General features: G+C 67.9%; 22 protein-coding genes. 4 read left to right on the forward strand and 18 right to left on the reverse strand.

Annotated features, from left to right (window positions below):
* The first annotated feature begins 36 nt into the window (after positions 1–36).
* Positions 37–753: a DedA family protein gene (locus EV379_RS08840; protein ID WP_130505813.1), complete on the forward strand. Its 717-nt coding sequence runs from the start codon at positions 37–39 to the stop codon at positions 751–753.
* Between the two features lie 30 nt (positions 754–783).
* On the opposite strand, the gene EV379_RS08845 is transcribed toward EV379_RS08840, so the two are convergent.
* The 5 genes from EV379_RS08845 to EV379_RS08865 are packed head-to-tail and all read right to left on the reverse strand — an operon-like array spanning position 784 to position 4,590.
* Entirely contained in the window at positions 784–1,740 is a 957-nt protein-coding gene (locus EV379_RS08845) for an ABC transporter substrate-binding protein (protein ID WP_207226222.1), read from the reverse strand.
* Positions 1,741–1,757: 17 nt separating this feature from the next.
* Positions 1,758–2,477, reverse strand: coding sequence for an ABC transporter permease (locus EV379_RS08850; protein WP_130505814.1), 720 nt, complete (start codon positions 2,475–2,477; stop codon positions 1,758–1,760).
* The gene (locus EV379_RS08855) at positions 2,474–3,112 is read right to left on the reverse strand and encodes an ABC transporter permease (RefSeq protein ID WP_130505815.1); all 639 of its coding nucleotides are present in this window, start codon (positions 3,110–3,112) and stop codon (positions 2,474–2,476) included. Before EV379_RS08855 ends, EV379_RS08850 begins: the two co-directional genes overlap by 4 nt.
* Positions 3,109–3,921, reverse strand: coding sequence for an ABC transporter ATP-binding protein (locus EV379_RS08860; protein ID WP_130505816.1), 813 nt, complete (start codon positions 3,919–3,921; stop codon positions 3,109–3,111). Before EV379_RS08860 ends, EV379_RS08855 begins: the two co-directional genes overlap by 4 nt.
* A 48-nt stretch (positions 3,922–3,969) precedes the next feature.
* Entirely contained in the window at positions 3,970–4,590 is a 621-nt protein-coding gene (locus EV379_RS08865) for a TetR/AcrR family transcriptional regulator (RefSeq protein WP_130505817.1), read from the reverse strand.
* A 143-nt stretch (positions 4,591–4,733) separates the two neighbouring features.
* On the opposite strand from EV379_RS08865, the gene EV379_RS08870 reads away from it, so the two are divergent.
* Positions 4,734–5,804 (forward strand): App1 family protein, encoded by a 1,071-nt coding sequence (locus tag EV379_RS08870; protein WP_130505818.1) that lies wholly within the window; start codon positions 4,734–4,736, stop codon positions 5,802–5,804.
* A gap of 13 nt (positions 5,805–5,817) precedes the next feature.
* Here EV379_RS08870 and EV379_RS08875 read toward each other — a convergent pair whose 3' ends face one another.
* Complete coding sequence (locus EV379_RS08875) at positions 5,818–6,855, reverse strand: quinone-dependent dihydroorotate dehydrogenase (protein WP_130505819.1); 1,038 nt, start codon at positions 6,853–6,855, stop codon at positions 5,818–5,820.
* 56 nt (positions 6,856–6,911) lie between these two features.
* Positions 6,912–7,385 carry a transcriptional regulator NrdR gene (gene nrdR, locus EV379_RS08880; RefSeq protein WP_120256154.1) on the reverse strand — a complete coding sequence of 158 codons (474 nt, stop codon included), beginning with the start codon at positions 7,383–7,385 and terminating at the stop codon, positions 6,912–6,914.
* A 44-nt stretch (positions 7,386–7,429) separates the two neighbouring features.
* Between nrdR and EV379_RS08885 the strand changes: the two genes are divergently transcribed.
* Positions 7,430–8,101: a hypothetical protein gene (locus tag EV379_RS08885; protein ID WP_130505820.1), complete on the forward strand. Its 672-nt coding sequence runs from the start codon at positions 7,430–7,432 to the stop codon at positions 8,099–8,101.
* Between the two features lie 30 nt (positions 8,102–8,131).
* Here the strand turns inward: EV379_RS08885 and hisD are convergent, their stop codons facing one another.
* Positions 8,132–9,436, reverse strand: a complete 1,305-nt coding sequence (gene hisD, locus EV379_RS08890; protein ID WP_130505821.1) for a histidinol dehydrogenase — start codon at positions 9,434–9,436, stop codon at positions 8,132–8,134.
* A gap of 104 nt (positions 9,437–9,540) precedes the next feature.
* On the opposite strand from hisD, the gene EV379_RS08895 reads away from it, so the two are divergent.
* On the forward strand, positions 9,541–10,101 hold the full coding sequence (locus EV379_RS08895; protein ID WP_130505822.1) for a flavin reductase family protein: 561 nt from the start codon (positions 9,541–9,543) through the stop codon (positions 10,099–10,101).
* A 76-nt stretch (positions 10,102–10,177) separates the two neighbouring features.
* Here EV379_RS08895 and dnaE read toward each other — a convergent pair whose 3' ends face one another.
* From dnaE to murC, 10 genes are all read right to left on the reverse strand, one after another.
* Positions 10,178–13,654, reverse strand: coding sequence for a DNA polymerase III subunit alpha (gene dnaE, locus EV379_RS08900; RefSeq protein WP_130507374.1), 3,477 nt, complete (start codon positions 13,652–13,654; stop codon positions 10,178–10,180).
* A gap of 102 nt (positions 13,655–13,756) precedes the next feature.
* Positions 13,757–14,674 (reverse strand): RluA family pseudouridine synthase, encoded by a 918-nt coding sequence (locus EV379_RS08905; protein ID WP_130505823.1) that lies wholly within the window; start codon positions 14,672–14,674, stop codon positions 13,757–13,759.
* A gap of 2 nt (positions 14,675–14,676) precedes the next feature.
* Entirely contained in the window at positions 14,677–15,276 is a 600-nt protein-coding gene (lspA, locus tag EV379_RS08910; RefSeq protein ID WP_130505824.1) for a signal peptidase II, read from the reverse strand.
* Positions 15,266–15,928, reverse strand: a complete 663-nt coding sequence (locus tag EV379_RS08915) for a DivIVA domain-containing protein (protein WP_130505825.1) — start codon at positions 15,926–15,928, stop codon at positions 15,266–15,268. Before EV379_RS08915 ends, lspA begins: the two co-directional genes overlap by 11 nt.
* A 181-nt stretch (positions 15,929–16,109) precedes the next feature.
* Positions 16,110–16,412, reverse strand: a complete 303-nt coding sequence (locus tag EV379_RS08920) for a YggT family protein (protein WP_130505826.1) — start codon at positions 16,410–16,412, stop codon at positions 16,110–16,112.
* 7 nt (positions 16,413–16,419) lie between these two features.
* On the reverse strand, positions 16,420–16,893 hold the full coding sequence (locus EV379_RS08925; RefSeq protein WP_130505827.1) for a cell division protein SepF: 474 nt from the start codon (positions 16,891–16,893) through the stop codon (positions 16,420–16,422).
* A gap of 35 nt (positions 16,894–16,928) precedes the next feature.
* Positions 16,929–17,600, reverse strand: coding sequence for a YggS family pyridoxal phosphate-dependent enzyme (locus EV379_RS08930; RefSeq protein ID WP_130505828.1), 672 nt, complete (start codon positions 17,598–17,600; stop codon positions 16,929–16,931).
* A 7-nt stretch (positions 17,601–17,607) separates the two neighbouring features.
* Positions 17,608–18,792, reverse strand: a complete 1,185-nt coding sequence (gene ftsZ / locus EV379_RS08935; RefSeq protein ID WP_130505829.1) for a cell division protein FtsZ — start codon at positions 18,790–18,792, stop codon at positions 17,608–17,610.
* Between the two features lie 183 nt (positions 18,793–18,975).
* The gene (locus EV379_RS08940; protein WP_130505830.1) at positions 18,976–20,121 is read right to left on the reverse strand and encodes a cell division protein FtsQ/DivIB; all 1,146 of its coding nucleotides are present in this window, start codon (positions 20,119–20,121) and stop codon (positions 18,976–18,978) included.
* Between the two features lie 15 nt (positions 20,122–20,136).
* Entirely contained in the window at positions 20,137–21,549 is a 1,413-nt protein-coding gene (gene murC / locus EV379_RS08945) for a UDP-N-acetylmuramate--L-alanine ligase (RefSeq protein WP_130505831.1), read from the reverse strand.
* Positions 21,550–21,606 lie beyond the last annotated feature (57 nt).

Here is a 21,606-nt window from a genome sequence, read left to right on the forward strand (position 1 = left end):
AGCGGGCGCGCATCCAGACCGTTTATGCTCGGGCAGGTGAACGACATTCTCGACTGGCTGCTGAACACCGTGGCAAGTGTCGACCCGCTGCTGCGCACGGTGCTGGCCGGCATCGGCATCATGCTCGAGACGTCGATCCTCGTCGGCCTGGTCGTGCCGGGAGACACCATCGTGATTGTCGCCAGCACGGCGATCTCGACGCCGCTGGAGTACTGGGCCATGGTCGCCGCCGTTGTGGCCGGTGCGCTGACCGGGGAGAGCATCGGCTTCGCGCTCGGCCGATGGTTCGGCCCGCACATTCGTCGCAGCTGGCTCGGGCGCAAGATCGGCGAAACCAACTGGCAGCGCGCGGAACATTACCTGGCCAGACGCGGCGGCATCGCGGTGTTCGTCTCGCGTTTCCTCCCCGTGCTGCACTCCCTGATCCCGCTCACCGTCGGCATGAGCTCGATGCGTTACCGCACGTTCATGCGCTGGACGGTCCCGGCCTGCATCATCTGGGCGTTCGCCTACGTCACCGTCGGCTCCGTTGCGGCAGGCAGCTACCGCGAGCTCTCTGAGCGCCTGCATTTCGCCGGATACGTCTTCGTCGGGATCATCGTGGCGTTCCTGCTGCTGGTGCTTCTCGGCAAGAAGCTGCTGCACCGTTTCGAGGCTCGGCACATGGAGGCTTCGGTGCCGGATCCGGCTGCAGCGGACGCGCTTCCAGCCGACAGCGGGAGGCCGTCCGAGGACGACCGCCCGCTGCGCTGAGGTCGGCGAGCCCGCCGCGGGCGACACCGCCTAGAAGAGCGCCTTCTCGTCGAGCCACTGCGTGGCGATCTCCGGGGCGGCCAGCTCGTCGTTGACGCTCTGGCCGTTCAGTGCAACGAGCTCGGCGACGCTGAGCGCACCCTGCACCTTGTTGATCACGGCGGCAGCCTCCTCTGAGACGCCGTCGCCGGCCAGCGGCACGACGTGCGAGGCCAGGAGGAGCCCTTTCGGGTCCTGCAGCATCACCAGATCGTCCGCGAGACTCGTCGGGTCAGACGTGTAGATGTCCACGAGCTGCACCTCGTTGGCGCGCAGCGCCTGCTGGGTGAGCGGCCCACCGCTGTCAGCAATCGGGGTGAAGCCGACGGTGACGCCATACACCGACTTCAGACCATCCGGTCCGTACGGGCGGGTGGCGAGCTCCGGGTTGCCGCCAAGCGTGAGCGGTGTCGTGACGGCCGCGAGATCACCGATCGACGTGAGGTTGTTCGCGTCGGCGAACTCCTTCGTCACAAAGTAGGCGTCTTGATCCGTGGCCTCGGCCTGGTCGAGCACGCGCAGCCCATCAGGCAGCGCGTCCGTCAGCGCCGCGTACACATCGTCGGTGGTGCGCGCCGTCGTATCGGGCTCGTAGTACTGCAGCAGGTTTCCCGTGTACTCGGGGAAGAGGTCGACCTCGCCGTTCTCGAGCGAGGGGATGTACGCGTCACGCTGGCCGATGTTGAAGGTGCGCTCGACGGTGAAGCCGTTCGCCTCGAGTGCCTGGGCGTAGATCTCGGCGATGATCTCGTTGGAGTAGTACTGCTGCGAACCGACGACGATCGTGTCGGATGCCGAGGCTCCCCCATCCGTTGCGCTCCCGGAGTCCAACGGATCGCCGGAGGCGCAGCCGGCGAGAGTGAGCATGGCGACCGCCGCCGCGGCGCCGATCATGGTGATGCGCGTGCGGCGGGTTGCGCGGCGGTGAGACGTGGTGCTGGCGTTCATGCGTGCTTCCTTCTCTCTCACGTAGAGGCGGTCGCCCTCGTTCGAGGGGCGCCTGCTTTCACGATTCTGCCACTCTGCGCCGACACTCCGCGCGGTGTGACGAGCTTTTGTGTCACCGCGAAGACGGTTTCCAGCAGCAGGGCCAGCACGGTGATGACTATCGAGGCGCCCAACATCTCGACGTAGTTGCGGGTCGCGATACCCAGGAAGATGTATCCGCCGAGCGCACCGCCGGACACGTACGCGGCGAGTGTCGCCGTGGCGACCACCTGGAGCACGGCGGCGCGGAGTCCGCCGATCAGGAGCGGGAGCCCGAGAGGGATCTCGACCTTCAGCAGTAACTGGAGTGGCGTCATCCCCACGGCGCGGGCGGCATCGACCACCGTGCGATCGATCGCCTGCAGCCCGGCGTACGCACCGCCGAGCACCGGCGGGATCGCGAGCAGCACAAAGGTGAGCAGCGGCGAACGGAAGCCGATGCCGATCCCGAGAGCCAGCAGGAGCATGACGCCGAAGCTCGGCAGCGCGCGCATGCCGCCGGTGAACGCCACGGCGATGTCGCGCCCGCGCCCCGTATGGCCGACGTAGTAGCCGAGGGGAATGGCGATGACCGCGGCGATCGCCGTCGCACCGAAGGTGTACGCCAGGTGTTCGGCGATGCGCTGCGGCAGCTCGCCCGGCGCGCTCTGCAGCTCCGGGTTGAATATCCACGCGATCGCGTCGAGGAAGAGGTTCATCGCGCGGCCCCCCGCCACGGCATCAGGACTCGCCCGGCGCCAACCAGCGCGAGGTCGAAGACGGCGGCGATGAGCAGGGTCGCCACGATCCCCGTCACAACCTCGGCGGGGATGCCGCGCTGGAAGCCGTTGACGAACAGGTAGCCGAGGCTCGTGACACCGACTGCTGAGCCGACGGAGACCAGGCTCACCGTCGTCGCAGACACGACGCGGAGGCCGGCGAGCAGCACGGGTCCCGCGAGCGGCAGCTCCAGCTGCCAGAACAGCTGTGTTCGCGAGAAGCCCATGCCGCGGCCGGAGAGCCGGACATCCGGATCGATCGCGTCGAAAGCGTCGGCGCTGGCACGGAGCATGAGCGCGAGTGCGTAGATGCTGAGGCCGACGATGACGTTGACAGGGCTCGTGATGCCGGTGCCGAGCACGGCGGGGAGCGCGGTGAACAGTGGAAGGGACGGGATCGTGAAGAGGATGGTGCCGATTGCCAGCAGTACGCCGCGGCTGGGGCGCACGCGGTGGGCGAGCAGTCCCAGGGGCAGCGAGAGGAGCAGCCCGGCGATGATCGGAATGATGCTGATGCCGATGTGAACGAGCGTGAGGTGCCAGACGAGGCCGATGTTGGCCAGGAACCAGCTCACGGTTCCAGGACCCCAGCAGCGCGTCCCTGTGCGTCGACGACGACCCGTGCACCGTCGACCTCGCGAATCCGCAGCACGCGCCTACCGCGGTCCGCACCGATGAAGCTGGCGACGAAGTCGTCGGCCGGCCGGGCGAGGATCTCGGCCGGCGTTCCGATCTGGGCGACCTCTCCCCCGGTGCGAAGCAGCACGATCTGGTCACCGAGCAGGAATGCCTCGTCGACGTCGTGGGTGACGAACACCACCGTCTTGCCCAGCTCACCTTGCAGGCGCAGCAGTTCCTGCTGCAGTTCGGCCCGCACGACCGGGTCGACGGCGCCGAACGGCTCGTCCATGAGCAGGATGTTGGGATCGACCGCGAGGCCGCGCGCGACGCCGACGCGCTGCTGCTGCCCACCGGAGAGCTGGCTCGGGTAGCGCCCGGCCATGGCCCTGTCCAGTCCGACGGTGTCGAGCAGTTCAAGCGCCTGAGCCCTGGCCTCGCTCTTGCGCACACCGCGGAGCATCGGGACCGTCGCGACGTTGTCGACCACGGTGCGGTGCGGGAGCAGCCCGGAGTTCTGCATGACGTAGCCGATGCTGCGGCGAAGAGTCACGGGGTTCTGGCTCGCGACATCCACGTCATCGATGAGGACGGCACCGCCGCTCGGATCGACCATGCGATTGATCATGCGCAGCAGCGTCGTCTTGCCCGAGCCGGAGGATCCGAGCAGGACGGTCGTCTTGTGTGACGGGATGACCAGGCTGAAGTCACGGACCGCGACCGTGCCGTCGTCGAAGGTCTTCCCGACGGAGCGGAACTCGATCACAGCGACGACCTCTCTCCCGCGGGCCCATCCAGCGGCCCTCGTCCGGCTTTAGAGCGGGCCGGGACCGCCATAGTACGACACGAGGTAACCGTGCACCACGGCGCGACATTCCGCGATGAATCGCGAATCGCCCTCCGGGTCTTGACGGAATGCGCGTGAGAGCAGGCCGTCCGCGATCTCCACGGCGACCTCGAGTCGGAACAAGAGGTCGTCGCCGCCGTCCAGACCGAACTCGTCGCTCAGCACGGAGGCGAGGCGCGCGGAGAAGGAGTCCTCGCCGGCCTCGTCGCTGTTGCCGTCGAAGGTCTGCCGTTCGGCGAAGTGGATGATGTGGAAGCCCGGCTCGGTCCGGTAGAGGTCGACGAACACCGAGATCGCACCGTCGAGCGCCTGCCACCAGTTCTGGGGGTCAGATTCTTTGATTTCCTCGGCCACGCGAGCGCGAAAGCGCATCATTGCGCGACTGCGCAGCGCCTCGAGCACGGCGACGCGGTCTGGAAAGTAACGGTAGACGGTTCCGATCGATGCACCGGCGTGCTCGGCGATCATCGCGGTCGTGATCCGGTCGAACCCCACCTCGTCGACAACTTGCGCAGCCGAGTCAAGCAGGGCGTCCAGCCTCTCGGCGCTGCGCTGCTGTATCGGCGCAGTACGGACTACCCGCCCCATGCCTGGATCCCCATTTCCGGCCAATTTGGCTAACGGCACATTTCCTCCTCGAAGGTCACAAGGATCTACTTTATCCGCGCGCGGAGCACGACTTGTACCCCGATCCGGCTCGAAGGGCTCTCCGGGCGTGAAAGACTGGTCTCGTGGTCGACTCCAGTGAAGCGCATGAAGCGCCCAAGAGCTCGGCATTGACCTCCCATCGTGCAGCGCGCATCGAGGACTGGATCCACGCCAAGCGCGACCGCTCCGCCCGCCGACGCGGGCACCAGGAGACGGTGATCCCCTACTCCGGATACGGCGGCGACGGCTGGGTGCGCATCCTCTGTCGCGTGCTGCTCTCCCGCCCGGCGGACCCCAAGCCGACCTCGGCCCGCGCCCGTCGACGCGAGAGTCGCCGCGCACAGGGCCTCCGCGGCTGGCGCAGCTTCACGAGCGTCCCCGTCGGCTCCGCGCGCGTGACGATCGAACTCGACGGGCGCACATTCGACGTGGTCGCCGACCGCGGCGGCGTCGTCGACACCGTCGTGCAGATCGACCTCGCCCCCGGCTGGCACACCGCCACCCTGCGCACGAGCGCGTCCAAGACGGTCGAGGCCTCGCTGAACGTGATCGACCCCGCCGTGACATTCGGTGTGCTCTCGGACGTCGATGACACGGTCATGGTGACCATGCTGCCTCGCCCGCTGCTGGCGGCCTGGAACACCTTCGTGCTCGACGAGCACGCGCGCATCCCCACCCCGGGCATGGCGGTGCTGCTTGAGCGCCTGGCCAGCTCCCACGAGGGAGCCCCCGTCGTCTACCTCTCCACCGGCGCCTGGAATGTGGCACCGACGCTCAGCCGCTTCCTCTCGCGCAACCTCTACCCGAGCGGCGTCCTGCTGTTGACGGACTGGGGCCCGACGACCGACCGGCTGTTCCGCAGCGGGCGCGATCACAAGCGCGACAACCTCAACCGTCTGGCGACGGAGTTCCCGAACATCCGCTGGCTCCTCGTCGGCGACGACGGCCAGCACGACGAGGAACACTACCGGGAGTTCGCGCGCGCGCACCCGGAGAACGTCGCCGCGATCGCGATCCGGCAGCTCTCCCCCGGCGAGGCTGTGCTCGCCGGAGGGCGGTCCAAGCTCGAGGACGGCTACGGCGGGGTGCCGTGGGCATACGCCCCCGACGGCTCCGGCCTGGCCGACCAGCTCAGCGAGCTCGGCGTCCTCTGACGCCCGACGCGCTCTAGCGCCTGGCGCGTGCCAGTGCGTCGAGGCCGCGGTTGATCTGTCGCGCCCAGAGCGGTCCACGGTACAGGAACGCCGTGTAGCCCTGCACGAGGGTCGCGCCGGCATCCAGACGCTCAGCGACATCGGCGGCGGTCTCGATGCCACCGGCCGAGATCACGCAGAGCTCGGCAGGAACATGGCTGCGAATCAGGCGCAGCACGGCGAGCGAGCGCGCGGCAAGCGGCGCGCCGGAGAGCCCGCCTGCCCCAGCGGCCTCGACGACGGATGCCGGCGTCTTCAGGCCATCGCGGGAGATCGTCGTGTTCGTCGCGATGATGCCGTCCAGGCCGATCTCGACGACGAGCTCCGCGATCTTCACGACCTCCTCGTCCTGGAGGTCCGGGGCGATCTTCACGAGCAACGGCGTCGTGCCGCAGGCCTCCTTGACCGCACTGAGCAGCGGGCGCAGCAGCTCGAGCTCCTGCAGTCCGCGGAGGCCAGGCGTGTTCGGCGAGCTGACGTTGACGACGAGGTAGTCGGCAAGCGGGGCGAGGGCACGCGCCGAGATCAGGTAGTCGGCCGTCGCGTCCTCGACCGCGGTGACGCGACTCTTGCCGATGTTGACGCCGATCACCGGGCGACCGCTCGTCGCGCGGGCACGGCGGAGACGCTCGCGTGCGGCATCCGCACCGCCGTTGTTGAATCCCATGCGGTTGATGACGGCACGGTCCGGAATCAGGCGGAACAGGCGCGGCTGTTCGTTGCCGGGCTGGGCGTGCGCGGTCAGCGTTCCGACCTCGATGTGCCCGAAGCCGAGCTGGCCGAGGCCGATGACGCCCTTGGCGTCCTTGTCGAAACCGGCCGCAACGCCGAACGGCGTGTCGAAGTGCAGGCCGAGCGCCTGCACGGAGAGGTCGGTGCGCGGCCGCGTGTAGCGGTGCACGAGACGGCCGAATCCGGCGGTCGGCAGCGCCTTGATCACGCCGAACGCAAGGTGGTGCGCGCGCTCGGGATCAAGCTTGGACAGGACGAGGGAGAAGAGTAGAGGATACATGCCTGACCAAGAATACCGGCAGGCACCACTCGGCCCTGACCGGCAGCATGTCGGCCCTATTCGACGGGCTTGGCCGGCTGACGACCGTGCTCGGTGCGGAGCTGCTCGATGGCGGCTTCGAAGTCGTCGAGCGACTCGAAGGCCTGGTAGACGCTGGCGAAGCGCAGGTATGCGACCTCGTCGAGTTCACGCAGCGGGGCCAGGATGGCGAGCCCGATGTCGTTGGCCTCGATCTGCGACGCGCCGGTTGAGCGGATCGTCTCCTCGACCTTCTGGGCGAGGACGGCCAGATCCGAATCGGTGACCGGGCGGCCCTGGCAGGCCTTGCGCACGCCGGCGACGACCTTCTCGCGGCTGAACAGCTCCACGACACCGTTGCGCTTGATCACGGCGAGGCTGGCCGTCTCCGTGGTGCTGAAGCGTCGGCCGCATTCCGGGCACTGGCGTCGGCGTCGAATGGAGAGCCCGTCATCGCTGGTGCGCGAATCGATGACCCGGGAGTCGGGGTGGCGGCAGAACGGGCAATACATCGTGTGGCAAGCCTACCGCGCCGCGGCCCCACTACAGTGATGGCATGAGCGCGAGAAGCGGGTCTGAGCCGGTGCGATCCGCGGATGCCGCCCTGCCGACGTGGCTCGTGCGGCATCCGCTCATCGCCGGCTGGGTGTGGATCGCCCTGTTCTCGGCCGTGCTGGTGGCCGCCGAGGTCTTCGACTGGCCGGTGGCCGGCTGGTTGATTGCGATCACGCTTGCCGTGTTGCCATCGCTGGCCGCGATGATCACCGTGCTGGAGGCGACCCCGCGGCGCTCACTGGAGAACCACGGATCGGTGTTCGGGCACTTCTTCTCCCGGTACCTGGTCGTCATCGCCGGTTTCCTGGCGTGGACCGCGTCGATCGTCATCGGCTCGACGATCTCTGCGTCGCTCAACCTGCTCGCCGCCGATCGGGAGGAGGAGGTGCTCGGCCTGGGCTTTCAGCTCATGATCGGGATCGTGCTGCCGGCCATTACGGTGCTCTGGATCGTCTTCATGTTGCGCTGCGCCTGGTTCCTGATCCGGGTGCGCGGCTGGGCGGAACACCCGGCGAGCACGACCGTGCCCGCCCGGCTGTTCCTGCGGAGACCGCGACTGCGCACGGTGACGATCGGCCTCGCCCACCCCGGCCTGCTGGTGGCGGCCGCCATCGTCTCCGGTCTGGCGCTGCTCGCCATCGAGGTCTCAGACCTCACCGTGCAGCTCACCTGACCGGGCGGCGGATCGGCCAGCCGATCGTGCTCAGGCGAAGCGGGCGGTGATGGCGTCGCCATGTGCCGGCAGCGCCTCCGCGTCGCTGAGCGCGAGCACGTTCTGGTGCACCTCGGACAGCGCCTCGCGGTTGTAGCGCACAACCTGCTGCGGGCGCAGGAAGGTCGACGCGCTGAGTCCGGAGGAGAAGCGGGCCTGGCCGCCTGTCGGCAGGACGTGGTTGGAGCCGGCCGAGTAGTCGCCGAGGCTGACCGGGGAGTTCTCGCCGAGGAAGATGGCCCCGGCATTCTCGATCAGCTCGAGCACGCCATCCGGGTTCTCCGTCTGGATCTCGAGGTGCTCAGGGCCGAAGGCGTTGCTGAAGGCGGCCGCGGCGGCGAGGTCGTCGACCAGGACGATCGCCGACTGCGGACCCGTGATGGCGGCGGTGACCCGCTCGCTGTGGGTCGTGGAGGCGGCGAGGCGCACGAGCTCGCGCTCGACGGATGCCGCCAGTTCGGCGTCGGCGGTGACCAGCACCGTCGCGGCCAGCTCGTCGTGCTCGGCCTGGCTCACGAGGTCGGCGGCGATGAGCATGGCGTCGGCCGCGGCATCCGCGATAACGAGGATGTCGGTCGGACCGGCCTCGGCGTCGATGCCGGCCTGGCCGCGGATGAGGCGCTTGGCCGCCGCGACGTAGACGTTGCCTGGGCCGGTGACCATCTGCACGGGGTCGAGGCCGATGCCCGCGACGCCGTAGGCGAAGGCGCCGACAGCGCCGGCCCCGCCCATGGCGTAGACCTCGGTGACGCCGAGCAGACCGGCAACGGCGAGGATCGTCGGGTGCACGCGGCCGCCGAACGCTGCCTGCGGCGGCGAGGCGAGCGCGATGGAGCGCACGCCGGCCGTCTGGGCGGGGACGACGTTCATCACGACGCTCGACGGGTAGACGGCCTTGCCGCCGGGAACGTAGAGTCCGACGCGGCCGACAGGCTGCCAGCGCTGCATGATCTCGGCGCCGGGGGCCAGCACGGTCGTCGTGGCCGGCGGCACCTGCGCGGCGCTGGCCAGCCGCACGCGGCGGATCGTCTCGAGGATCGCGGAGTGCACGGCAGGCGCGAGACCGGCGACGGCCTCGTCGATGTGCGCCTGCGGAACCCGGATCGACTCGGGCCGCACCCGGTCGAGGCGCTCGGCCTGATCGAGCAGCGCATGCTCCCCGCGCGCCCGCACATCGTCGATGAGCTCGGCCGCCACCTCCAACGCAACGGTCACGTCGGTGCTTGCACGAGGCACGACGGCGAGAAGTTCGGCGGGGCTAGGCTGGAGACCGCGCAGGTCAATCGTCTGGATCATGATCTGTCCAGCCTATCTACACGAGATTGACCGCACGGTTCCATGCGCTCGGCGCGGGCACCGTGCGGGAATACGCGCCCACGTTTGGAGCTTGATACAGGCGTATGAACACCACCGCCGCTTCCGTTTCGAACGAGAACTCCCCCGACGCCGTGACGGGCGCCGTGCCGCCACCCGCCGTTCCAGACGACCTGCACGCTTTCAAGCAGGCGTTCCGCCGGCATGCAGCCGGCGTGGCGATCGTGACGGCGCTCGATCCGGAAGGACGGCCGGTCGGCTTCACGGCGACGTCCCTGGCCTCGTTGTCGGCGGTCCCGCCGCTCGCGACCTTCAACATGGCGCGCTCTGCCAGCGCCTGGCGGGCGATCACCGAGACCGATCGCGTGGTCATCCACATGCTCGGCGCCCGCAACCGCGCCGTGGCCCAGATCATGGCGCGCGACGCGTCCGAGCGTTTCATCGGTGATCACTGGCACGTCGGCCCGCACGGGCTCCCCATCATCAACGACGTCACGGCGTGGATGAGTGGGCGCATCCTGGAGCGCGTCTCCGTGCACAACAACGCCGTGGTGGTCGTGCAGATCGAGGAGGGCGAGCTGGGCGAGGATGCCGCTCCGCTGCTGTACCACGAGCGCGCGTACCGCACCCCCGGCGAGATCGTCTAGCCCGGCCCGGGAAAAGTGCACGGGCCCGGTGAATTCACCGGGCCCGTGCACTTTGTGCGGGCCCGAGCGGGCGCCGCTAGACGAGGCAGTTCGGGCCGAGCAGGCTCTTCAGTTCACCGTAGAGATCGGCGGTCACCTTCACCCGGTGCCGCGGGAGCTCGAACACACGCGCCATCCCGCCGCGCACGAGCTTCAGACGCACCTCGTTCTCGCCGCCGTGGCGCGAGAGGATCTCGTCGAGCGCGATCACGGTGTCCCGGGTCGCGCGGTTGTCCGGCATCGAGATGTTCACCGTGCCCTCGACCTCGTCCTGGCCCATGTCGGGCGTCAGCAGGCTGAAGGCGTGCAGGTTCATGCCGTCGTCGCGCATGCTCACCCGTCCGCGCACCACCGCGATGGAGTCGGAGACGAGAAGGGGCGCGAACTCCTGATAGCCCTTGCCCATGAACATCACGGTGATCTCGCCGCCGAAGTCCTCGATGGTGATCATGCCGTACTGGTTGCCCGAGTTCTTGGCCGTGCGGTGCTGCACGCTGGTGACGAGGCCGGCGATGGTCACCGTCTCGCCGTCCTCGATGCTCTCGGATGCCATCAGCTCCGCGATCGAGATGCTGGCGTGCTTTGCGAGCGGCACCTCCAGCCCCGCCAGGGGGTGGTCAGACACGTAGAGGCCGAGCATCTCCCGTTCGAAGGCGAGCTTGTCCTTCTTCGCCCACTCCGGGCGCTCAGGGACGTCGGTGGCCGGAGCCTCGCCGACCTCCTCGAACAGGCTGTCGAAGTCGAAGCCGACGTTGCCGTTCTCCTCGTCGCGCTTGATCTTGACGGCAGATTCGACGGCTGACTCGTGGATCTCGATGAGCGCGCGTCGAGTGGAACCCAGCGAGTCGAAGGCGCCGGCCTTGATCAGCGACTCGACGGTGCGCTTGTTGGTGGCGTGGATCGGCACCTTGCGCAGGTAGTCGTGGAAGCCTTCGAAGCGGCCCTTCTCCTCGCGCGCGGCGCGGATGCCCTCGACCACGTTGGCCCCGACGTTGCGCACGGCGCCGAGGCCGAAGCGGATGTCGGTGCCGACGGCGGCGAAGAAGCCGATCGACTCGTTGACGTCCGGTGGGAGCACCTTGATGCCCATGCGGCGGCACTCGTTGAGGTAGATCGCCATCTTGTCTTTGGAGTCGCCGACGCTGGTCAGCAGCGCGGCCATGTACTCGGCCGGGTAGTGCGCCTTCAGGTACGCGGTCCAGTAGGACACGACGCCGTACGCGGCGGAGTGCGCCTTGTTGAATGCGTAGTCGGAGAAGGGCAGCAGGATGTCCCAGAGCGCCTTGACGGCGGCATCCGTGAAGCCGTTCGCGTGCATGCCGGCCCGGAAACCCTCGTACTGCTTGTCGAGCTCCGATTTCTTCTTCTTGCCCATCGCGCGGCGCAGGATGTCGGCCTGGCCGAGCGAGAAGCCGGCGACCTTCTGCGCGATCGACATCACCTGCTCCTGATAGATGATGAGGCCGTATGTGCCTCCGAGCACCTCCTCGAGGGCCTCGGCCAGCTCGGGGTGGATCGGTGTGATCGGCTGCAGGCCGTTCTTGCGCAGCGCGTAGTTGGTGTGTGAGTCCGCGCCCATCGGGCCCGGTCGGTACAGCGCCAGCACGGCCGAGATGTCCTCGAAGTTGTCCGGCTTCATCAGGCGGAGCAGACCGCGCATGGGCCCACCGTCGAGCTGGAACACGCCGAGGGTGTCGCCGCGGGCGAGCAGCTCGTACGCGCCGACGTCGTCGAGGTCGAGGTCCTCCAACACGAGTCGGTGCCCGCGGTTCAGCTCGATGTTGTCGAGCGCGTCGGAGACGATCGTCAGGTTGCGGAGGCCGAGGAAGTCCATCTTGATCAACCCGAGCGCCTCGGCGGCCGGGTAGTCGAACTGGGTGACGATCTGGCCGTCTTGCTCGCGCTTCATGATCGGGATGATGTCGATCAGCGGATCGCTCGACATGATGACGCCTGCGGCGTGCACACCCCACTGGCGCTTGAGGTTCTCGAGCCCCAGGGCGGTCTCGAAGACCGTCTTGGCCTCGTGGTCGGTCTCGACGACCGCGCGGATGTCGGCGGCCTCCTTGTAGCGCGGGTGCGCCTTGTCGAAGATGCCGGTGAGCGGGATGTCCTTGCCCATGACGGGCGGTGGCATCGCCTTGGTGAGCTTGTCGCCCATGCCGAAGGGGAAGCCGAGCACGCGTGAGGAGTCTTTCAGCGCCTGCTTCGCCTTGATCGTGCCGTAGGTGACGATCTGGGCGACGCGCTCCGAGCCGTACTTCTCCGTCACGTACTTGATGACCTCGCCGCGGCGACGATCATCGAAGTCGACGTCGAAGTCGGGCATGGAGACGCGCTCCGGGTTGAGGAAGCGCTCGAAGATCAGGCCGTGCACCAGCGGGTCGAGGTCGGTGATGCCCATGGCATACGCGGCCATCGAGCCGGCGCCGGAGCCACGGCCAGGTCCGACGCGGATGCCGTTGCGCTTGGACCAGTTGATGAAGTCGGCGACGACGAGGAAGTAGCCGGGGAAGCCCATCTGCAGGATGACGCCGGTCTCGTAGTCGGCCTGCTTGCGCACGTCGTCCGGGATGCCGTTCGGATAGCGGATGGCGAGCCCGGCGTCGACCTCCTTGGCGAACCAGGTGTCCTCCGTCTCGCCCTCCGGAACCGGGAACCGCGGCATGTAGCTGGTCTCGGTGTCGAACGTCACGTCGCAGCGCTCGGCGATCAGCAGCGTGTTGTCGCACGCCTCGATGTTGTCGCGGAAGAGGTGCCGCATCTGGGCGGCGCTCTTCAGGTAGAACTCGTCTGCGTCGAACTTGAAGCGGTTCGGGTCGTCCAGCGTCGAACCGGACTGCACGCAGAGCAGCGCGGCGTGGGCCGTGGCGTCGTGGGCGTGCGTGTAGTGCAGGTCGTTGGTGGCGACGAGCGGCAGGTCGAGCTCCTTGGCGAGCCGCAGCAGCTCGCTGATGGTGCGGCGCTCGACGTCGATGCCGTGGTCCATCACCTCGACGAAGAAGTTCTCCTTGCCGAAGATGTCCCGGTAGTCGGATGCCGCCTTCTTGGCCTCGTCGTACTGGCCGAGTCTGAGGCGGGTCTGCACCTCACCACCGGCGCAGCCCGATGTGGCGATGACGCCCTTGGAGTACTGGGCGAGCAGCTCACGGTCCATACGCGGCTTGAAGTAGTAGCCCTCGATCGAGGCCTTCGACGACATCCGGAACAGGTTGTGCATGCCCTCCGTCGTCTCGGAGAGCAGCGTCATGTGGGTGTACGCGCCGGAGCCGGAGACGTCGTCCTCGCCCTGCGCTCCGCTGCCCCACTTGACGCGGGTGCGGTCACCGCGGGCGGTTCCGGGCGTGACGTAGGCCTCGGTGCCGATGATCGGCTTGACGCCGGCGGCCTTGGCCTGGTTCCAGAAGTCGAACGCACCGAACATGTTGCCGTGGTCGGTGACGGCGATGGCCGGCATCTTCTCCGCGACGACGGCTTCCATGAGCGGCTTGATGTGCGCAGCGCCATCCAACATGGAGTATTCGCTGTGCACGTGGAGGTGAACGAAGGAGTCGTTCTCTGTTGTCACGTAGTGCTCCGACTAACTGGTGGTGCTGATGGTCTGCCTGGGCCCCGCCTAGTCGGCGAGCACGTCGAGGGCGTGTTGCAGCTCTGGCGCGTAGGGGGCGGTGAAGCTCACCCCCTCCCCCGTCGCCGGGTGCGAGAAGCCGAGCTGCACGGCGTGCAGCCACTGGCGGTCCAGCCCCAGACGCGCGGAGAGCGTCGGATCTGCACCGTACATCGAGTCACCGACACAGGGGTGACGCTGGGCCGCCATGTGCACGCGGATCTGATGGGTGCGACCCGTCTCGAGGTGGATCTCGAGGAGTGAGGCGTAAGGGAACGCCTCGAGCGTCTCGTAGTGCGTGATGGAGTGCTTGCCGTCGCTCGTGACGGCGAACTTCCACTCGGCGCGCGGATGCCGGCCGATCGGCGCGTCGATGGTGCCGGCCAGCGGGTCTGGGTGGCCCTGCACGACGGCGTGGTAGATCTTCTCCACCTCGCGGTCGTGGAACGCGCGCTTGAGCTCGGTGTATGCGTGCTCGGATTTGGCGACGACCATGAGGCCGCTCGTGCCTGCGTCGAGGCGGTGCACGACACCGGCCCGTTCGGCCGCGCCGGAGGTCGAGATGCGGAACCCGGCCGCGGCCAGGGCGCCGACGACGGTCGGCCCCGTCCACCCGACGCTCGGGTGTGCGGCGACACCGGCGGGCTTGTTGATCACGACGATGTCGTCATCGTCGTGGACGATGGTGAGATCCGGAACGGCGATCGGCACGATCTCCAGCGGAGACTTGCTCTGCCAGTTCACCTCGAGCCAGGAACCGGCGCGGAGCTTGTCCGACTTGCCGACGGAGGAGCCGTCGAGGCTGACGCCGCCTGCCTCGATCACCTCGGCCGCGAAGTTGCGCGAGAAACCGAGCAGCTTGGCCAGCCCGGCATCAACGCGCTGCCCGGCGAGTCCGTCTGGCACGGGGAATGAACGTGATTCCATGTCTACGGCGCCGGCACTTCGTCTGTGGATGCTGCGGCTGCGCCGTCATCCTTCTGGTTGGAGGAGTCCTGCTTGTTCTTCTTCGGTTCGATTGTGCGAACACCGTCGAGACCGACGCCGCGCAGGGTGAGGATCATGAACAGACCCATGCTGCAGACGATCGCGATGTCGGCGAAGTTGTAGATCGCCGGGAGCATCCACGGCGTGTAGATGAAGTCGATGACGTGACCCTCTGGGAAGCCGGGGTCACGGAAGTAGCGGTCGGTGAGGTTGCCCATGACGCCGCCGAGCAGAAGCCCGAAGACGATGGCCCACGCGATGGAGCGGATGCGACGGGCGAACCAGATGATGAACACGATCACGGCCGTGGCGATGATCGTGAAGATCCAGGTCTGCCCACTGGCGAGGGAGAAGGCGGCCCCGGGATTCCGCACGAACTGCAGTTGCAGAACGTTGCCGAGAACCGGGACCACCTCCCCTTCGCTCAGATTCGAGACGACGAGGAACTTGCTGAACTGGTCGAGACCATAGGCACCGAGAGCGACGAGGGCCAGGACAACAAGCGCAACGGCGCTGACCTTCCCTCGGGAGTTAGACCCCAAAGCCCTGGAAGCTCGGGGCGGGCGTGTCGTTGCCCTGTGCAGCACCGAAACCGGCCGACGGCGCCTGAGCGGCCGAGGCGTCGAGGTCGCGCAGCTGGCCTTCGATGTAGCTCTTCAGCTTGGCGCGGTAGTCGCGCTCGAAGGTGCGGAGCTCTTCGATCTTCGCCTCGAGCGTCGAACGCTCCTTCTCGAGCGCGCCGATCTGGGCGCGCTGCTTGGCCTCGGACTCGGCAACGACGCGGGCAGCGGTTGCGTGACCCTCGGCGATGAGTGCGTCACGCTTCTCAGCGCCCTCACGCACGTGCTCCTCGTGCAGGCGGCGAGCCAGCTGCAGGAGGTTCGTGGTGCTGGCCTGCTCCTCGGCCTCGGCGGATGCCGAAGGAACGACGGGCGCGGCGATCGGGGCCGCAACGGGGGCCGGCGTCGGCTCCGGAGCCGTGAAGCTGGGCACCGGCGCCGGAGCGGCTGCCTGCGGTGCACCGCTCTCTGCGGCGGCGAGGCGCTGACGGAGCTCCTCGTTCTCGCCGTTCAGGCGACGCAGCTCGACGACGACCTCGTCGAGGAAGTCGTCAACCTCGTCCTGGTCGTATCCCTCGCGGAACTTGGTCGGCTGGAACCGCTTGTTGACTACATCTTCCGGAGTTAGCGCCATGGCTTTCCACCCTTAGAACTTGGTTGTGAACAGAAGGTTACGTGTGAGCAACGCTAACAAAGGTCATTGCTCTCACGCACGATGAACCGTCGTACGGTGTCACCGATTCAGGATACTCGCAGCAGCGCCGGTGACGCTGACCGAGTACACAGCATTGAATGCCGCAGTGTAGACGTTCTCGCTAGACATAGCGGAATGCGCCGACGATCGGCATCAGGATGATGACGAGCAGCATGGTCAGGCTCCAACCGAAGTCGAAGGCGACGGAACCGAGACGGAGGGGCGGCAAGATCCGACGGAAGAACTTGATCGGCGGATCGGTGATCGTGTACACGAATTCCACCAGGATCAGGGCGAACGCACGCGGTCGCCACGACCGGTTGAAGTTGCGCACGAGGTCGAGCACGAACCGCGCCCACATCGCAAAGAAGTAGAGCAACAGAAAGAAATACAGAATCCCCGCGATCAGGGCAACGATGGTCACAGACTAATTATGACTGGGCAAAGAAGGAAGCATCGACATCGGAGTCGGTTTCGCCGTTCTCGCCGCTCACGATGACGTGCGACGGGGAGAGCAGGAAGACCTTGTTCGTGACGCGCTCGATCTTGCCGTAGAGACCTTGCGAGAGGCCGCTGGCGAAGTCGATGAGACGGCGGGCGTCGCCTTCGCTCATCTGCGAGAGGTTGATGATGACAGGGATGCCGTCGCGGAAGCTCTCGGCGATGATCTGCGCGTCGCGGTACTGACGCGGGTGCACGGTGAGGATCTCGTTCATCTCTGCCGCCTGGGTGGTCTGTTTGGGAACGGGGGCCTTGCGCAACGGCGTGACCGGTGCCGCGTTCTTGGTCGGCGCTGCAACCGGGGCCTGCGCGACCGGGGCTGCGGCGGCAGCAGGCTCGTCGTACTCGAGCTCTTCGTCTGCCAGTCCCAGATAGACCATGGTCTTCTTGAGCGGGTTGGACATTACTACCTCCGTGTCAGGATCCGTCTTGTTTGAGATTAACCGGGCTGCGGGCGATTCCCGGTAATGGCGGTGCCAATACGCAGGTGTGTCGCCCCCTCGGCGATGGCGGCCGCGAAGTCTTGCGACATGCCCATGGAGAGTGCTGTTGCGTCCGGGGCGATGCGCCGAACGGACTCGGAGAGCTCGCGCACGCGGGCGAATGCCCGACGCGGTTCCTCGCCGAGCGGAGCGACGGCCATCAGACCGAGAAGGCGCAGGCCGGGTGTGGCCAGGGTCTGCTCGACGAGCGTCGGCAACTCGGCGGGAGCGACCCCTCCGCGCTCGGGATTGTCGGTCAGGTTCACCTGGAGGAAGCAGTCGATGGTGTTCTCGCCCGATGCCAGCGCACTCAGCAGCGCCGGTCGGTCGATCGAGTGGATCACGTCTGCGTATGCACGCACCTGCTTCGCCTTCTTGCTCTGCAGCTGGCCGACGAAGTGCCAACGCAGCGGCAGCCCGGAGAGCTCAGCCGCCTTGGCCTGGGCCTCCTGGTGCCTGTTCTCACCGACATCGCGAACGCCGAGGGCGGAGAGCTCCGCGACGAGCGAGGCCGGGTGGAACTTCGTCACGACGATCGTCGTGACGCTGCTCGGCTCCCGGCCCGCCGCTCGTGCGGCATCCGCGACGCCGGCCTGAACCACGGCCAGGCGCTCGGCCAGCGTGCTCATGCCTGTGCTACTTGAGGAAGTCGGGGATGTCGAGGTCGTTGTCGTCCTCGGCGAACGCCGGGTCGGTGACGGCGGCCTCGGTGGCGCTGACCTCTGAGCTGTGCCACGCCGACTCGACGAGTGCGTCGATGTCGCTCGCGGTGGGCTCCTCGGCAACGGCCGTGACGGCGGATCCGGCTGCGGCAGCACCGACACCGGCTGTCACGAAGTTACTGCGGCGCGAGTCGGATGACTTCGTCTGCGGCTCGCCGCCGTCGAATCCTGCCGCGATCACGGTCACGCGAACCTCGTCACCCAGGGTGTCGTCGATGACGGCACCGAAGATGATGTTGGCCTCGGGGTGGACGGCCTCCTGGACGAGGCGGGCCGCGTCGTTGATCTCGAAGATACCGAGGTTCGATCCACCCTGGATCGAGAGCAGGACGCCGTGCGCGCCATCGATCGATGCCTCGAGCAGCGGGCTGGCGACGGCCAGCTCGGCGGCCTTGATGGCACGGTCGGCGCCGCGCGAGGAGCCGATGCCCATGAGCGCGGAGCCCGCGCCCTGCATGACCGACTTGACGTCGGCGAAGTCGAGGTTGATCAGACCGGGGGTCGTGATCAGGTCGGTGATGCCCTGGACACCGGCGAGGAGCACCTGGTCGGCGGTCGCGAAGGCGTCGAGCATGCTGATGCCGCGGTCGCTGATCTCCAGCAGGCGGTCGTTCGGCACGACGATGAGGGTGTCGACCTCTTCCTTGAGGGTGCTGACGCCGGTCTCGGCCTGAGCCTGGCGACGCTTGCCCTCGAAGCCGAACGGCTTGGTGACGACACCGATGGTGAGTGCACCGATCGACTTGGCGATGCGGGCGACGACGGGGGCGCCGCCTGTTCCGGTTCCACCGCCTTCGCCGGCCGTGACGAAGACCATGTCGGCGCCGGCGAGGGCTTCCTCGATCTCCTCGGCGTGGTCTTCTGCGGCGCGGCGGCCGACCTCGGGGTCCGCGCCGGCACCGAGGCCACGCGTGAGGTCGCGACCGACGTCGAGTTTGACGTCCGCGTCACTCATCAGCAACGCCTGGGCGTCGGTGTTGATGGCGATGAATTCGACGCCACGCAACCCGAGTTCGATCATGCGGTTGACAGCGTTGACACCGCCGCCGCCGATACCGACGACCTTAATTACGGCAAGGTAGTTCTGATTTGTTGACACGTCCGGCCTCCGGTGGAAACTCTCAACCTCTTGTCGAAGCTTAAAGTTATGCTGAGTATGCAATTCCTAAGCTCGAAGTTATGCGCAGCCGCGAATTCGCACGGCAGGCGCGCCCGCGTGTCGTGAATTCTGCTCGCAATCCATGGCCGGATCGTGCATGCCTGGCGTGTCGCCGGAGCCAGGTCAGCGGACGACGGGACTCGCGGGCGATGAGACGTCGTAGACGGAGACCGTTCCGGGGGGCGCCGCCGCCATCAGCTTGCTGAGGACGAGGGCCTTGAGCGCGGATTCCTCGGCGCTCCCCCACGCCACGCTGGCCCCTCCGACGAGCCCGAGGCTCACATCGTCTGTGCTGGCGGCGCGCACGACGTCGACCTGCGGGCGGATGTCGTCGGGCAGAGCCTGCACGACGCTGCCGGCAGCGGCGAGCCCCTCTGCACCTGCGGCCTCCACGACCGGGAATCCCTCCGGCCGCTCCGGGGTGGTCTGGATGACGACACCGGCGGCGTCGACGAGGTCGAAGCCGCTCGGGCCGGCGATCGCCCCGATCGGGGTGCGCTCGACGATCCGCACCACGAGGGTGTTCGGCGGTCGGCTCTCGGTCGAGAAGCTCTGGATGAGCGAGAACTGGGACAGGTCGCTCTTCACCTCACCGAGGTCCACGAGCGGCAGCGGCGTGCCGATCTGGCCGCCGAGGGCGGCAGACACGTCGGTGGCGAGCAGCCGGTTCGTTCCCTCGACCTGAATCGTCGTGAGCGCCATCAGGGGCGAGAAGGTACCGACGGCGACGAAGATCGCGAGCGCGAGCACCGCGCCGAGTCCCGTGAGCCATGCGGCACGGCGCCGGCGCAGGTGCCGGGTGAAGCGGCGCACCTCCGCACGCTCGTAGGCACGGCGGGCCTTCGTGGCAGCCCGCAGGCGGGCGCGGGCACTGCCGGGCGTGAGCGGCTCAGGCTCCTGCTCCGCCTCGGGCTCCGGCTCTTCCCGCACACCCGGGATCACCGAGGTGATCTCCGTGACCGGCGCGAGCGGTCCCGTTGACGCCGGTTGCGCCGCCTGCGCGCCCTGAACCGCGATCGGCTCCGTGACGGCATCCGGTTCGCCTGGTGCACCGGCGGCTGCCGGCGCGGATGCCGGCTGCTGCTTGTTCATCCACCAGGCCGTCGGCAGCTTCGCAGCCGGTACGCGCGGCGCCCGGGGAATCGGGGCCTTGGCAATCGGGGCCTTGGGAGCCGGCGCCTTCGTCGCCGCCTTCGCGTCGCTCTGACCCCGCTGGCGCGCCGGAGCAGCCGGGGCCGCCGGCGGCTCGAATCCCTGGGGTCGCTTCATCCTGGTCGGTGCCCGTTAGGCCCTCGTGCGCTGCAACGCCTCGAGCAGCTGCGGAACGATGCGGTAGACATCGCCGCAGCCGAGGGTGATCACGAAGTCACCGTCACGCGAGATCTGCGCGGTGTGATCCGCGGCCGCCTGCCAGTCAGGAACGAACGCCACGTGGGAGGGGTCGGTGAATCGCTCGGAGACGAGCGCACCGGTGACTCCGGGCTCCGGGTCCTCGCGGGCACCGTAGACGTCGAGCACGACGGTCTCGTCGGCGTACGTCTCGAGCACCTCGGCGAACTCCTTCGCGAAGAGTCGGGTCCGGCTGTAGAGGTGGGGCTGGTGCACGGCGATGATGCGGCCGTTGCCGACGACGGTGCGGGCGGCCGACAGGGCTGCAGCGACCTCGGTCGGGTGGTGGGCGTAGTCGTCGTAGACGCTCACGCCGCCGACGGTGCCGTGCAGCTGGAAGCGGCGTTCGGTTCCGCCGAACTCGGCGATGGCCGCCAGGGAGGCCGCCGGCTCGAAGCCGAGGCCGACGAGGACGGCGAATGCGCCGGCCGCGTTGATGGCGTTGTGGAGGCCGGGGATGCGCAGCTGGGCGCGGTAGTCCTCGCCCTGCCAGCTCACGCTGAACGCGACGGGCCCGTCGGTGTCGACCGAGTGCACCCGCACGGTGGCGTCCGCGGCCTGGCCGAAGGTGATGACGCGCTTGTCCGGGTGGCTCGCGCGCAGCTTGGCGGTGACGCCGACGGCGCCGGCGTCATCCGACGACACGACGACGAGCTCGCTCGCCGCCGCCGAGAACGACACGAAGGCGTCGTGGAAGGCCTCGAGGGAGCCGTAGTGGTCGAGGTGGTCGGGGTCGACGTTCGTGATCAGGGCGACGGCGGTGTCGTAGAGCAGGAACGATCCGTCTGACTCGTCGGCCTCGACGACGAAGAGTTCGCTCTCGCCGCGGGCCGAGCTCACGCCGAGCGAGTCGATGACGCCGCCGTTGACGAAGCTGGGGTCTGCTCCGATGCCGAGCAGGCCGGTGACGATCATGCCCGTCGACGTCGTCTTGCCGTGCGCCCCGGCGACGGCGACGAGGCGGTGCTTCTGCACGAGCCAGGCGAGGGCCTGCGAGCGGTGCAGCACGGGGAGGCCGCGCTCCAGCGCGAGAACGTACTCGGGGTTGTCCTGCCAGAGCGCCCCGGTGACGATGAGCGTGTCGGCGTCGCCGACGTTGGCCGCGTCGTGCCCGACGGTGATCGTCGCGCCCAGCTCGCGCAGCGCGGCGATGTTGGCGCTGTCGCGCACATCGGAACCGCTCACCGTGTAGCCGGCGCCGAGGAACAGCCGCGCGATGCCGCTCATTCCGGAGCCTCCGATGCCCACGAAGTGCACCGCCCCCAGCTCGGTGGGAACGGTGATGCTGAGGTCGGGCTTGATTGTCACGGCTGAGAGCCTTCCATTACGTCGAAAAGAATCTGGTTCGCTGTGCTCGTGCACGGC

Source organism: Microterricola gilva (genome assembly GCF_004217495.1).
Taxonomy (GTDB): domain Bacteria; phylum Actinomycetota; class Actinomycetes; order Actinomycetales; family Microbacteriaceae; genus Microterricola; species Microterricola gilva.